The organism is Fructobacillus apis, assembly GCF_023893635.1.
Classification (GTDB): domain Bacteria; phylum Bacillota; class Bacilli; order Lactobacillales; family Lactobacillaceae; genus Fructobacillus; species Fructobacillus apis.
The window spans coordinates 231202-246087 of sequence record NZ_JAMWYK010000001.1; the positions used below are offsets into that span (position 1 = coordinate 231202).

Annotated in this window: 10 protein-coding genes and 1 pseudogene; 1 reads left to right on the plus strand and 10 read right to left on the minus strand. The window is 36.6% G+C overall.

Annotated features, from left to right (window positions below; translation table 11 throughout):
- Positions 1 to 8: 8 nt before the first annotated feature.
- The 3 genes from NFX39_RS01025 to NFX39_RS01035 all read right to left on the minus strand — a co-directional run bounded on the left by NFX39_RS01025 (position 9) and on the right by NFX39_RS01035 (position 3489).
- On the minus strand, positions 9 to 1553 hold the full coding sequence (locus tag NFX39_RS01025; RefSeq protein ID WP_252442153.1) for a glycoside hydrolase family 68 protein: 1545 nt from the start codon (positions 1551 to 1553) through the stop codon (positions 9 to 11).
- 109 nt (positions 1554 to 1662) lie between these two features.
- A complete protein-coding gene (locus NFX39_RS01030; protein WP_252442155.1) occupies positions 1663 to 2559 on the minus strand; it encodes a glycosyltransferase family 2 protein in 897 nt (298 codons plus the stop codon).
- A gap of 27 nt (positions 2560 to 2586) precedes the next feature.
- Positions 2587 to 3489 (minus strand): glycosyltransferase family 2 protein, encoded by a 903-nt coding sequence (locus tag NFX39_RS01035; RefSeq protein ID WP_252442157.1) that lies wholly within the window; start codon positions 3487 to 3489, stop codon positions 2587 to 2589.
- Positions 3490 to 3627: 138 nt separating this feature from the next.
- On the opposite strand from NFX39_RS01035, the gene NFX39_RS01040 reads away from it, so the two are divergent.
- Positions 3628 to 5202, plus strand: a complete 1575-nt coding sequence (locus NFX39_RS01040) for a glycosyltransferase family protein (RefSeq protein ID WP_252442159.1) — start codon at positions 3628 to 3630, stop codon at positions 5200 to 5202.
- Positions 5203 to 5501: 299 nt separating this feature from the next.
- On the opposite strand, the gene NFX39_RS01045 is transcribed toward NFX39_RS01040, so the two are convergent.
- From NFX39_RS01045 to NFX39_RS01075, 7 genes and pseudogenes are all read right to left on the minus strand, one after another.
- Complete coding sequence (locus tag NFX39_RS01045; protein WP_252442161.1) at positions 5502 to 6848, minus strand: DUF2142 domain-containing protein; 1347 nt, start codon at positions 6846 to 6848, stop codon at positions 5502 to 5504.
- Positions 6832 to 7800, minus strand: a complete 969-nt coding sequence (locus NFX39_RS01050) for a glycosyltransferase family 2 protein (RefSeq protein WP_252442163.1) — start codon at positions 7798 to 7800, stop codon at positions 6832 to 6834. The genes NFX39_RS01045 and NFX39_RS01050 overlap by 17 nt, the downstream gene beginning before the upstream one ends.
- 41 nt (positions 7801 to 7841) lie before the next feature.
- Positions 7842 to 9524 (minus strand): DUF6056 family protein, encoded by a 1683-nt coding sequence (locus NFX39_RS01055; protein ID WP_252442165.1) that lies wholly within the window; start codon positions 9522 to 9524, stop codon positions 7842 to 7844.
- A gap of 21 nt (positions 9525 to 9545) precedes the next feature.
- Positions 9546 to 11150 carry a hypothetical protein gene (locus tag NFX39_RS01060; RefSeq protein WP_252442167.1) on the minus strand — a complete coding sequence of 535 codons (1605 nt, stop codon included), beginning with the start codon at positions 11148 to 11150 and terminating at the stop codon, positions 9546 to 9548.
- Positions 11137 to 12144, minus strand: a pseudogene (locus NFX39_RS01065) (glycosyltransferase family 2 protein). The gene NFX39_RS01060 and the pseudogene NFX39_RS01065 overlap by 14 nt, the downstream one beginning before the upstream one ends.
- Positions 12114 to 13877 carry a hypothetical protein gene (locus NFX39_RS01070; RefSeq protein WP_252442169.1) on the minus strand — a complete coding sequence of 588 codons (1764 nt, stop codon included), beginning with the start codon at positions 13875 to 13877 and terminating at the stop codon, positions 12114 to 12116. Before NFX39_RS01070 ends, NFX39_RS01065 begins: the two are co-directional and overlap by 31 nt.
- Positions 13878 to 13912: 35 nt before the next feature.
- The gene (locus NFX39_RS01075) at positions 13913 to 14854 is read right to left on the minus strand and encodes a glycosyltransferase family 2 protein (RefSeq protein ID WP_252442171.1); all 942 of its coding nucleotides are present in this window, start codon (positions 14852 to 14854) and stop codon (positions 13913 to 13915) included.
- Between the last annotated feature and the right edge of the window lie 32 nt (positions 14855 to 14886).

Consider the following 14886-nt stretch of genomic DNA (forward strand, 5'->3'; position numbering starts at 1 on the left):
CACCTCAATTAAGCTGATGCAGACTTAGCTGAATAAGTCTTACCCGTTGTTTCTAACGCACCTTGGTCTAATACACGATCTGTAATCATCTTAGTTTTATTACCCTTAATTTCCAGAATAAAACTAGGTGAGAAAGTACGTGATTCTTGGAAAGAAGTGACCACAAAACGGTCATCCACAATCTTTGAAGGCTTAACAACAAGCCATGCATACGCAATCCGAGGATCAGGACCAGGTGTGTTACTTTGAAGCACGAGCCCGTTACCGTTCAAAGGCTTATACGTTCCGTTAATTCCATTATCCGATACATAACCGAACATGTAAGTCTTTCCCTTAAGGTATGGATTGCTTTGAGCGAACTTATCACCCCAGAAGCAAGTAAAGAGATACCACTTCCCCTTGTACTCAAAAAGATTTGGACGCTCTGTTTCATCAATCGTGGCGTTCCCAGTGACCATTGGCTTCATGATTTTCTTAACCGTGAAGTCCTTATTCAACTCTAACTTTCCAAGGGCGGAATTAGCCAAGTATGACCAATTGTATTCGTTCTCATTTTCCTTTTTCTTCAAACGGGTTACTTCCTTCTTTAAGAAAGCATTGCTTCCAAAGTACTTCGCATGTTTGAAGTTATTTTCGCCCTGGTAGCCGTAATCTGTTCCGGTATTACCTTCGAAAGTCAAATACCACTTATCGCCATCAGTAACGAAGTGAGGATCGCGCATAGCAAATGAATCACCAGCCTTACCCTTCATGACTGCCTGATCAACGCTTTGGTAAATCTTCCCATCCCCTACGAAGACAGTCTTGTGGTCCTTCGCCTTTTCGTGGTTGATTGTTAATCCAGAATCCCAATCAGAACCATCCTTAGGCTCCACAGAAACTTGTGCAGTCGTCAAAGCTTGTCCTTGGTTACCTCGGAGCATGGCGTTCGTGTAGAAGACACGAAGAGTGGAATCCGAACTCTTCATCAGCGTTGTGGTTCCGGACCATTCACTTTGAATATCATCCAGCCACTTATCACTCTTTGACTTATCACGTCCTTCTCCATAAGTAGCAAAGACGTTTCCAAGGTATTGCCATGAAGAAACGTCCGTAGAATCGTCAGAAATCTTCTGAGCATAAAGACCAATCTTTGCTCCGGCAGCATCAGCTCGCCCACCAGCCTTGGTCAGCCCCATGGTCAAGCGATAACCGTGGTAGTTCGCAACGGTACCATCCGGCATCGTTACTGGCCATGAATCCCAAACATAGACCGTTTCCCACTTGCCAGTCTTTTCATTGTAAGCCTTGCTTGAAGGCACGTTCGTTAACAAAGAATCTTCTTTGTAGTCAGGAATTCGGTAGTCTTTGCTACCCTTGACCTTCTTCTCAATGTCGTCCATGTCTTGACGAGTCAAACTAGTCACGCCGACTTGGTTCAACATGATCCGAATGCCGCGACGGTGTTTCCAGCCGTAAAGGCCCGATACCACAATCAAGACAATGAGCACGATTCCAGAAATTTTAAATATCGTCTTTTTCTTACTCTGTTTCGTTCGATTAAAACTTTGCATCTTTCTCTCCGTACAATTTTATCCTTACACAGGAAAATATCCCGAAAGTTATAAAAACTCACGGGATATTTTATCAAAGTAATATGTCAATTTAGCGTCAGAATCTAAATCACTTACCTTCGACCTTCTCCACAACTGGATTGAATGCAAATCCAGCCTTCACACCCTTCTTAATGATGGCCAACTTTTCCTTCTTGTTGTCCGTCTTTGAGAACAAGATTTGAACGTAGTCTAACCATGGGCGAACCTCGGCACGTGTCTTACGGTACCAGTCACGTTGGCGTGCGTAGTAAATCTTATTACGGTAGTGGTAGTAATAACGTGGCGTACGGTCAGCTGAATCATTTAACAATGATGAACCGAAGTTTGCCTTCGTTGCGTGGGTCACTTGAGATGATGGAACGAAGTATCCTGGAAGAACACGGGCAATACGTTCCGTATACTCAATATCATCTCCCCAGATAAAGAAATTAGTGATTGGCAATCCGGCTTCTTGAACGGCAACGCGGCTAACCAACAAAGAAACGAAGGTCGCATTACGCGTTTGAACAGCCTTTGTTTCCGTTGCAGGAATCAAGCGGTTGTTCATGTAGTGCATCACGTTCATCTTAGCCAATGAACCGTCAGTCCAGAGAACCTTTGAGGCCAAGAATGAGAATTCCGGTTGTTCCTTTGCGTATTCCATGAACTTAGCCAATGAATCGGGATGAGCCATCGTGTCATCGTCCATCAACCAAACGTAATCGTCATCCGTTTCTTCCATGAAGTAACGAACACCTCGGTTGAACCCTCCGGCTCCTCCAAGGTTTTCGTTCAAACGAACGTAATCAATCTTGTCGCCAAGAGATTCCAAGTATTCCTTGGTATCGTTTTCACTGTTGTTATCAACAACAATCAAGTGTGAAAGAGCATATTCCTGGTTCAAGAGCGCATCAAGCGACTTCTTCAACAAATCCAAGCGGTTGTAAGTAACAACAACAGCTGATACTTTTTTCTGTTCAGTCATGTTCATAATCCTATCTAAAACTAATGATTAGCGACGCTTCGCAAATTCAACGACGGGGTTAAAAGTCAGACCCGCACGCAACCCTTTTTTCAGAACGGCAAGCTTTTCATCCTTACGTTCCGTCTTCGCCAAACGCATTTGCCACAATTCGAGGTACAGCTTTACCAGTCCCTTCAGCTTTGGAACAAAGTTACGCTGACGTACATAGTACATCCGGTTACGGTATGAATAGAAGTAGCGCGGTGTCCGGTTAGGACCATCGTTCATCAACGATGAACCAACGTTACTTGCCATCTTGTGCGTTACCTTTGAAGCAGGTACGAAGTACCCAGGAGCGATACGAGCGGCACGTTCCGTGTACTCAATGTCATCACCCCAAATGAAGAAATCCGTGATTGGCAATCCAATCTTTTCGACGATTGATCGCTTAATCATAATGGATACGAAGCTGGCATTCTTTAGCTGCAATGGTTCGACTTGGTCTTCAGGAACTTCACCATCACCCGGCAACTTTGCAACGGCGGAAGGCAAGTTCATTTTTGATCGGTGGCCATCAGTCCAACGAACATCGGAAGCAAGGAAGGAGAAGTTATCTTCGCTATTAGCAAAATTGATTAATTTCTCGACCGTGTCAGGATGAGTCACTGTATCGTCGTCCATCACCCATACGAGGTCGTCATCCGTTTCTTCCATGAAGTAACGAATTCCCTTGTTGAAGCCACCCGCTCCCCCGAGGTTTTCTTCGAGTCGCAAGTAATCAATTGAATCGCCAAGTGATTCCAAATATTCTTGCGTGTCCTTCTCACTTGCATTATCAACAACAATCAAATGAGAAACTGGGTAGGTCTGTTTTTGAATACTTTCAATAACTTCTTTGAGCAGCTCTAAGCGATTATAAGTCACCACAACTGCTGATACAGATTTTGTCATGCTTCATCCTTATCGTAATTTATCTAGTTGATTATATCATAAAGGCTCTCTAGTGTAGAAAAGTTACTGGTAGGTTAATAAAATTCTAAAAGCTATCTCTAGTATAATGAGAAAGTAACTTTATAAAAGGAAAAAATTATGAATAGCACCGTAGTCAAAAATTCGATTAATAAACATAAAGTGTTTCTATTCGAGGTAATCTTAATCCTCGGGTTCTCTGTTCTAAGTGTCATTCCAGCATTTTGGCATGGCTACTTTAATTCATCCGCTGATGGCTTTTTCCATTTCAACCGATTGGAAAATATCATCGCTACTTTCCAGCACGGTGAGATGCCTGGTAAATTTAACTTTTACTTTGCTCCGACATACTTTAGTTATCCCGGGGTTGCGATCAACGCAATGTATCCATGGATTGGTGGCTTTTTCTTCATTATTCCGCGGCTACTTATTTCAAACCCCTACCATGGTCTCATAGTTGGATTCATTCTCCTCAACATGGTGACTATCATTAATACTCGTTTATTGATGAAAGCCTTCACCAAAAACATTTGGTTAATCTGGCTTGGTGTCATTATTTATCAGTTCAATAATTTTCACTTGATCGACCTATATTCTCGTGTGGCATTAGGGGAATGTTTTGGATATGCATGGCTACCGCTTGTATTACTTGGTTTGATTCGAATCCATCGCAATGAAAAAAATGGTGTTGGTTTCTTAGCGATTTCGATGGGGATGATGGCAAATAGCCATCTCCTCTCGCTTTTGATGACTGCAGTGTTCATTTTTATCTATGAAATTGTCCAGATTATTAAAAAGCAATTCAACGTTGTAGTTCTTAAAAGACTCGTCATGGCAGCAATTCTTGCGCTGCTTATCGGATCCTACTCGTTATTCAATATCGTTTCGATGTATGCAACAACGACCTTTCAAACACCATTTACGGGCGTAAGCGGTGCTGATTTCGGCCAGTACATTAATTACCTCATCACCAACAACATGGGTGAAAATACACCTTGGACATATGGTCTACCACTAATCATTATTCAGATTCTTCTGACCATTTCAATCTTCTTGAAAAAGTCAGGTGCTACCTGGAAAAATTGGGTAATTGTCTCAGATGTTCTTTTCTTTTTCACACTGAATGTCATTCCCCTTGAAGGTTTAAAGAATACGCCATTAGGTCTCATACAGTTCCTGGGGCGCCTAAATGTTTTCATCGTACTGTTCTTGGCAATGGCCACTGTTCAATATCTAAAAAATAAGAGCGGATTAATTCTGAAATTTAGTATCATCATCGTAAGCATATTGATTTCTACATTTTCTCTATATGGAACATATCAAATCCATAAGATTGTTCCCAAATTCGAAAACCACCGTGACCTAATTACTTCTGAAAATTATCTAAACATTGTAGCTTCACGATATAGTTTTGGTGATTATCTGCCATTAGGTGTTGAAAAAATAGATGTTGAAATAAAATACACATCAAACATCGAAATACTTTCTACCAACAAATATAATAATGGAATTGAATATAAAGTTAATGTAAATAAACCTGGAGATTTTGCATTACCGGCTGTCCTTTACAATAACTTTCAATATCAAATTTATGTTGATGGCCATAAAGCGACGATTTTTAATCCTAACATTTTGTATACAAGACTAGAAACAGGAAAACACTCAATTAAGCTAGAAGTTATTAACAAAATATAAATAGTTTTACTTACAAATCAAAAAAACAGCTGAAATCAATCTGCTGTTTTTTTATTATCATTTATATGTCATAGGAAAAAATATTCCGTTTAAGATTCAACTATTTATAAAACTTCACCTGCAACACTAAAATTTACCACTTCTAATCACAATATTTGCAATTAAAAGAATGAATTTTTTCAATGAACTAAAATAGTTCATATTGAGATACATATAAAGTACATGAAACTATAACAATCTTTTCAAAATATTCAGTAATCATATAAAAAAAGTAGAAGAGATTATCTTCTACTTTTATACTATTTATTTTTATTATCTGTAAGACAATACATAATAGTTAATAACGGAATTAAAGGTAAAATGTACCTAATTTGAAAACCCTGAACATCTGATAATGCCTGAACAGGACCATCAGTTCTGAAATACACCGTTGTCCACGTTGCTAGTAAACTTGCTGAGGTAATCATAATCGATCCGATATACGCTATAACTGCATAAATAAGAGGAGAGCCATAAATGACTTTTTCCTTTAAATTTAATTTTTGTAGGATTTTAAATTTATCAATATTCGCATAAAATGCAATGGCAAATAAAATCAAAATGAAAGCAAAAGTGACAGGTCCTAAGAAACTCTCCCCATCAATTTGCGCCATTCCCAACTTCATTGGTAACAAATTAACACTAAAGCTAAATAGAGAAAAAATCGTTTGAATTAAATGTGTTTTAATGTAATGAATATTTTGATTTAAATCAGCAATGTCAAGCAAAACCGTAGCATTTAATTTTGACCAAACCAAGTAGTAAATCATGGAAAGTATGCCGGCCAAACCTATACATATGGTCTTTAACTTAAAATTGAAAAAGTGATTTGGAATTACTAAAATCAAAATTAGCATTGGTACATACGCTACTTTTAAACAGAAGAATAACAATACAAATAACATCAACGCAGCTATTTCTTTTTTATTAATTTTAGAAGTCGAATAACTCTTTTCTCGTAAACTCATAACAAAAGAAACAAAAAGAGTAGCCACCGAAATATTTATAGAATCAGCACTAATCGAAGCTGCAATAAAAACAGTTAGTGGGAAGGAGCTTGCTAACGAAATTAACCATTTTCCCTGAGGAATAATAATTATTGATAAAGAAATAACAATAATAAATGCAATTAAATTAGCAATTCTTGCTGACTGCCAAATATTGTAGGATGATAAGTGTAACTTCAAACCTATTTTGAATCCTATAGCCTGAAAAAGCCAATTGATTGAAGGATACTGTGATCTAACGGGATGAACTCCTTTCAAATCAGATGGAATCAGGTTGTTTTTTAATTGTTCATCAACTTGATAATCACGAGTAAAGGGTTTCATTACACGCTGATCTGGATACCCAGGATCCCCACCATTCATAGTTAAGATACTTTCCGGTCCGTATACTACAGACTTCGCATTCTTAAACTGATCCGCGTGATGATCAAATTTATTTGAAATATTTCCTGTGGCTAATGCATAGGTGTTATACATATGCATTTCATAATCCCCAACTGATTTTGGCCCAACATTTTGTAAATACAAAATTCCTAGTGTTAGAATACTAATCCAAAACCAAATCAGTGCTACAAGGCTCGACTTAAATTTCTGCTTCATTTTCTTTATCCATTTTTTGCTTTTTCATCTCTACTTGAATTAAATTGAGTTCGAAGTTTCTTCGATTAGTTGATTGTATAGAATCCAATATTGCACCCGAGAAAAATGTAATAAATGAAAGTACAAGCAGAATGGTAGATACAATCAACGTTGGAAAGTTTTCAACAGTATGTGTTGATGAATATGGTAAGAAAACTCTAAATATAAATAATACTGTTGATAATCCTAAGAATACCGCTGAAAATACTGAATAAAAAGCTAATGGATGATAAGTTCGAAATAGATTACTAAGAGTTATCAATACTGAGAACCCATCTTGAAGTGTATTTAGCTTTGATTCTGAACCTTCAGGACGATCCCTATAGTCCACTACTTGATTTTCTACAAGCATATTATACTCAGCGGCATGGATTGACATTTCAGTCTCAATTTCAAATCCACGGGAAAGAACAGGAAAAGTTTTAACAAATCGATATGAAAATGCACGATAGCCAGTTAAGATATCCCGAATATTTGTCTTGAAAAAACGATTAATTAAGTTTCTAACCAAAGTATTTCCAAAGTTGTGGAACAATCTTTTATTTTCAGTAAAGTATGTTGAAGACAAACGATCTCCTACAACCATATCTACACTTTTATTTTTAACTTTGTTGTACATCTTTTCAATAACGTCTACAGGATAGGTATCATCAGCATCAATCATGATATAGACATCTGCATCGATTTCTCTAAACATCCTTCTAATTACTGCCCCTTTTCCTTGAGCGTATTCATGTCGTACAATTGCACCTGATTTTTTCGCGATATCAACCGTATTATCTTTAGAGTTATTGTCATAAACATATATAGCTGTATCAGGAATATTTTTTGTTTCTCGCTGTACATCGGAGATGACTTTACCGATTGTCATTTCTTCATTGTACGCTGGTATTAAGATTGCTAAATTATTCAAATTCTTCCTCATCTCATCTTTTCAAATTGGAAATTACTCAGCTAATAGTTAACTGAATACAAGTTACTGGTATTGTTGGAATCTTTTATTTCAACATTTGTGATTTTGTTTTTATACAAGTAAGTTCCCAAATCAAAACTTACAAAATTAAAACCATCCACACTTACGATTTGATCGCTATTCAGAAGGAAATTCATACTTCCGCGTTCAGTGTTTAGTTTTACATCATATTTTCTATTCAACAGAGTATCCTTTTTCAAAAATACAACCATTGTTTTTTTGTTTAAATTCTCATTATTGTTATATATATTTATTTTTTCAAAAGAATCGTTATTCTTAATTGCTTTTTGTACTTCTTGTAAAAGACTCTTATCAGTGTAATTGAAGTGCGTATCCTGTTCCTTAACTTGACCCATGAAACCATAATGTTCACCCAATTTTACATTGAAGTATTTATCGTAAGAGTCATTATGTGGTCTCATAACACGCCCAATATACCAGGATGGAATATTTACATAATTTGCTTTTTGAGCAGAAGCTCTTTTCAACGTGTTTACACGAATTGTGCTCTCCTTTCGTGCTAAATTAAATGAATTTACTTCAAGTACATAGCTAAAAAGAAATACAAAAATTAATGAAATAAATAACACAGCTGAAATGTTTCGAATCATTTTCGATTCGGATACATTGTTCAACAGGAATTGGAGAATGAAACTAAACGAAACTAAGAATAAGATAAATGCTCCATTCAGTGCTCTCAATGGAATTTCCGGAGAAAAAGCAAACATGAAATTTGAACAAATAGCCATTAAGAAGAAAATTATCATCCAATTTATTGCTTGTGTAGAAGAACTCTTAATATAAAAGATCCCAATCAAAACTAGAATGAACAGAGGAAAAAGTATCGAATAATTTGAAAAAGTATAAAAAACACTTCCATTTATAAAGAAGTCATGGATTTTTAACCACATGGGTTCTTGTGCAAATATGGGAGATCCTGCTTGTTGACGCACCTGGTTACCTGGTGCCGCCAGGAGGACAATAGCACCTAACAAGGAGAAAAAGAATCCAATTAACCAATTAAAAGAAATTTTGTGTTCTACAAGCCATTTATAAATAAACATACCTAATCCAAAAGCCACAATTATTGGTGCGGTATTCTCATTAGATAAACCAGCTGCAAAAGCAATAAAAATAAATATAAGAATTCTAAACGTTTTTCGAACATTGAGATAATTGGAAAACGCAACATTTAGATAAAGAAGAATCCATAAATTTGTGAATAAGTAATTTGATGCACCTACAAGCCAAAAGGTCGTTTGACCAAGATTTGGATTACATAACCAATAAGTTAAAAAGATCAACAAATAAGAAATTACAAATTTACTATTATCGAATTTAAGTAGTTTTTGAGGTAACCGTACAATTAAATACAATACAATTAATAAACTTACAGTTTTTATTAAAGCAATTACAAAAGTTGGCAACTGTAGAATTATTCTTGATGAAAAGTCTGTTAATAAACGACCTGACCAGTCGAAGTAGAAGTGATAGGTGATACTCAAAAAATTATGAATAAAGCCATGTGCACCAGTAATCATTCCAAACGAAACATCATCAGAAATAAATGGTAATAATAAATTAGGTACTAATAAAATGACAAATAAGAATGATATCAATCCAGTTATCTTCTTATTATCTTTAATACTTTTTACAAAAATCATATAAATCCCTTGTTTCTATGTTTAATTTAAAGTTGAGAGATAGTTAGTATTTTTCTCGGTTTTCTTATTCTGAAGAAGAACGTAACCAATATTATCTCTATTTGATGCAATAGCACTTATATCATAATTTTGTTGAAGATTTTTTTGTAATGAATCATCAACATTTTGAACTACTTGTTTCTTTAAACGTTTTATATTCATTGCCGGACGTTCATTTAATTTGACCACGACAAATTCTACCTTTTCGTATTTTAATGTCTTATTAAAGTCCTCATACATTTCAGGCATTTGTGATCTCGTCATATTAAGTTTATGCCAGTAACGTGTTGTTGGTAATGTTTTTGCTGACAAAAAGAACCCATCGTCTAAAGAGTTCAACATAACAAGTGAAGGATGCTTGTCATGCTTCTTAAAATTCATAATTTCACCAAATTGTTTTTGTGCATCTCTCGTTCCATAATCACGAGCCTTTTCATTTCCTTTAACAATTAGACGACCTAAATCGATATTATTCGAAAACGGCAAACAAACGAGCATAATAACAATTAAAAACTTAGCGTACTTTCCAATCAAATTTGTGTCTAATTCATTTCGATTGAAAATTTTAACCATAATTCGAATCACTGAAACAATAAGGACAGGCAACCAAATCATATTATAGTAGTCTGTATATTGTTGTGGTATGGCCATAACTAAAATACTACCAACTGTTATATATATTTCTGGAAATATGTTTACTTTTTCGCGAGAAGCAATGAACCATCCAACAAAAATCATAAAAAGTATATAGATATGCCTACCTACAATAATTGTAATGTACGACATTGTTGAAAAATATCTATGTATCAAAGTACCTGGTGTATGACCATATGATAAGTTTTCAATGAAGTAAACTTTAATCAAATCCACCAAGCCACCAGAAAAAAGAAAGAAAAGAATAATTATGAAGCTAATGGAAGCAAAACCATAAAAAGCTGGTAAAAATTTATTTTTTATGAATTCTCTAAAATTCATTTTATTTACTGAATGGACACTTAGTAAAAGAAAGAAAACTAAAAATGGTCCCGCCATTGAATATTTATTCCAAAAAACAATGGCAAAATTTAACCCCAATAAAAATAAATATCTCTCGTTAATTTCTAACAAATCGTGATTAAAACGAATGATGACATAAAACAAAAATAAAACTGAGGTGAAAGCGAATTCTTCTGGGGCTCCCCCTAGATTGAACGTGCTATTTCCAATCAAAATAATTGGACCTATCAAACTATACCATTCATTTTGACGTGAAGATTTTCCGATCACTTGCAAAATACGATACGTCAAAAAATAAACAATGAGAAGATTAATCAGTTCTATAAAAAATACACCGAAAAAGCTATTCCCTTTAATTAAGGAAGCAAATGAAAACAAGAAATATAAAATCGGTCCCCGCTGATCTACTAGGTCTTTAAAGGGAATTATTCCGTGCGTTAAAGCTCTTCCCATTGTTAACATAGCATTGGTATCATCCCATGGATTAGTAACATAAATGGGAGAGCTTCCAAGCGCAAATATACTACCTAAAAAAATAAAAAACAGTGGGAGAGCAAATCTTTTAATTTTACTTATATTAATTTTCATCATTGTCCTCTCTCATTAAATTACTTTGAACGATAAATCGTGGCCTTTTTTTAGTATTGTTAAAGATTTTCCCTAGGTACTCTCCAAAGATAGATAATCCAATTAATTGTGCACCGCCTAAGAACCAGATAGAAAGCATCAGAGATGACCACCCTTGCACAGTATCACCCCAGAAATGCTGGGCCACAGTATACACAAACATTCCCAAAGAAACTAACATTGAGAACACACCCAAGAAAAGAACAAAGCGCATTGGAGCCATTGAGAAAGAAGTAATTCCATCCCAAGCTAACCCAATCATCTTACGTAATGGATACTTGGTTTCGCCTAACTCACGTTCTTTCCGCGAGTAGTATACATTCGTACTTGGAAAACCGATATCAGGTACAATTCCACGCAAGAACAAGTTTCGTTCAGAATAGCTCAGTAATTGTTTAACAACACGCTTAGAAGTAAGACGGAAATCAGCAGCTTGTGGAACCATCTTCACACCTAAGTTATCCATCAATTTGTAGAACGAACCTGCAGTCTGTCGCTTAAAGAAAGTATCCGTCTTCCTTGAATCACGCACTCCGTACACAACATCGTATCCGTTCTGATAGGCCTTCATCATGTCAACGATTGCCCATGGGTCATCCTGTAAATCAGCATCAATAGTAATGAATACATCACCATATTGATAAGCCTCCGAAAGTCCACCAACGATAGCGTTTTGGTGACCGAAATTGCGACTAAAATTAATACCGGTCACGAAAGAATTCTCGTTTGAAAATTAAACGATTTGACTCCAAGTTCGATCCTTAGAACCATCATTAACAAACAAAATTCTACTTTCTTTGGCTGCTAGATTTTCACTAACCAGATTTTTCATCACGTCAGTTAAAACACTAACTGATTTAGATAAAATTTCTTCCTCGTTGTACGCGGGAACAACAATGATTAATCGATTATTTTCCTTCTCCAATTTCAGATCTCCCCCTTTTTTCTCTTTAACCATTTTACCAAAATGTAATAAACAGTTACTACAAACGCAATCGCATTAATTAGGTATGCTACGCATTCAATCAAACTATGCTTCCGCTGAATGATGATTTTCTTTGTATCATTTGTTGTTTCAACAACGAATTGCTTATTTGAAGCAATTTGGAAGCGCAAAGCGTGCTTATTTTGATCTGTAACTAAATAGTCACCATGGTAGTGCAAAAATGGCAAAATTACTTTTCCTTGACCAAAACTTCCGTTGTAACGTATTCCATTTGAAGCAGACTGGTATGACGTATTTACAAGGACGTGAGATTCTTTTTCAACGTGGTGTAATAACAAATCTTCACTCAAATCGAATTGCTTAGGTAGGTAATCAAAAGCCCCAAACGTTTCCCAATACTTAGTTAGGTTATCAAGTGTATTAGATTTTGTATAGAAAGTAACTCCTGATCCCATAACTGGTAGTTTATGATTTACTGAAGGTACGTAATTGACTTCAGAACTTGTTGCTCGAATCTGATTCAACCAGTGCTTACGAGCGCCAGTAAACAAAGTGAACAAGCTAATCAATACTAATCCAACCAAAAGAATTTTTTGCACTCTTTCCTTCTCTACTGCTTGTTGAATCATCATAACCAAGACAATAGTCAAAACAAAGATAGCAACCGCAAACACACGGTGTGGGAATTGAATAGTACCGAGTGCAGTGTGGTAAATTGGCTTCCAAACGTAATACGTCCCTGCTAATGTAAGGGCAACCCCAGTAACATAAGACAGCTTTAAATTAATAGTGATTTGCTTATTAAAGAGTAAAAAGAAACCGACAGCGACAGCGAGTAACGCAATCAATCCAACTGTGTTTGAAAAGAACGAATAGGAAGCCGAAATCATTTCCTGTGCTCTTGGCGCAGCCCAGTAACTGAGCGATTCGTAGGGTTGTGGACTCGTTAAATCATTGTTCAATGAATTGTAAAGGAATGGTATCAAGAACCCCGCTGACAACCCAATTGCCCATAATGCTGCAACAGCCATTTGCACAATGAGGTTCAATCGATTATGTCCAAAGATAAAGACAATCACTGCAAAGATTGCGGTGTAGGCAATTAAAATGGCAAACGAAAGCACGTGACAGTTTAACATCAGAGCGAAACCAATGGCGAGTGGCCAAATGATACTCCAGTCAATTCTTTTAGTTTCGTCGTTCTTAAACAAGAACTGTTTGGAAACCCGATATAGTCCAAGTAACACCAAGGGCATAAATGACATCGCCCAAACTTCACCAAACAACCACTGTTGAATGGTTTGTGTAACGAGTGGGGTTGCAGTTGTGTATAGGAAAGCTGCAATATCAGCGTTGAAATTAGTTAATCCCACCTTCTTAGCAACGAAGCGGCCAATACCATACTGAACCATAAATTGTAACCAAAGCAGCACGTAAATAGCTGGTACTCGTGGAAAAATGAAGAGCAAGAAAGCTCCTACATAATTTGGTAGCGATGGGTACATTGCGATGACATTACTACCAATCTGGTTGGCAGAATAAGTAGAAATGGTTGGAAAGAAATTCCCGTGCTGAATATTACGGTACAATTCGTAAATTCGATTGTAATGGAATTGCTGATCGGCCCCAAAGTAAAGAACGTTTCCGTGTCCCACCATCAGAAGGAGTGCCGCAAAAACAGCCCCAACAAAAAAGAATCCGGGCAACGCAGGGATTCTTGTCAACCATGTCTTAAATTTGTTCAAAGTTTTTTCAACAAGCATAATTTTTATAATTTAACTTACTTTTCTTCTTTAGCAATAAAGATTGGACGGTTCTTCGTTTCCATAAAGATGGCCGCGATGTATCGGCCAATAATTCCAAGGCTCAACATCTGGATTCCACCAATAAAAAGCATAATGGTTACCATTGAAGGCCAACCAGCTACTGATGTGTTTGAAATCAATGCGCGAATAACAATGAAGATTCCTGCTAATATTGAAGCTCCAAAAGAGACCAAGCCGAGGAACGTAACGATTGTCAGTGGCATTGTTGAGAAGGAAACGATTCCCTCAATGGCATACTTAGCCAATGACCAGAACGACCATGAGGTATTTCCAGCTACACGTTCACGGTTTTCAAATGGAATATACTTTGTCTTGAAGCCAACCCAGGTAAAGATTCCCTTAGAGAAACGTTGATTTTCAGACATCGAAAGAATAGCATCGACCATTTGGCGAGACATCACACGGTAATCACGTGCTCCATCGACTAAATGCGTCTGAGAAATCTTATTCATCCACTTGTAGAACTGTGCGGAGAACCATGACCGAATCTTCGCCTCACCCTTTCGATCCGCACGTCGTGTTCCGACAGCATCGTATTCGCCTGATTGAACAGCCGCTAACATTTCGGGCAATAATTCTGGTGGATCTTGCAAATCAACATCCATGACAGCAACATAATCACCTTGCGCTTGTTTCAAGCCAGCGTACAGTCCAGCTTCTTTCCCAAAATTCCTTGAGAATGAAACGTAGTGAACGTGATCATCTTTAACAGATAGGTCACGCAAGATAGTTAGCGTTTCATCAGTAGAACCATCGTCGATAAAATGAAAGTCAATGTCGACAGTTATTTGTGGCTTCACCTCTTGAATCGCGTCGTAAAACATTGAGATGGTATCTTCTTCATTGTGTACAGGAACAACCAATGAGAGTCTGTTTGCTTTGATTTTTTGGGTCATTATTCTCTCCTGAAAAAACGAGACTAGTTCTA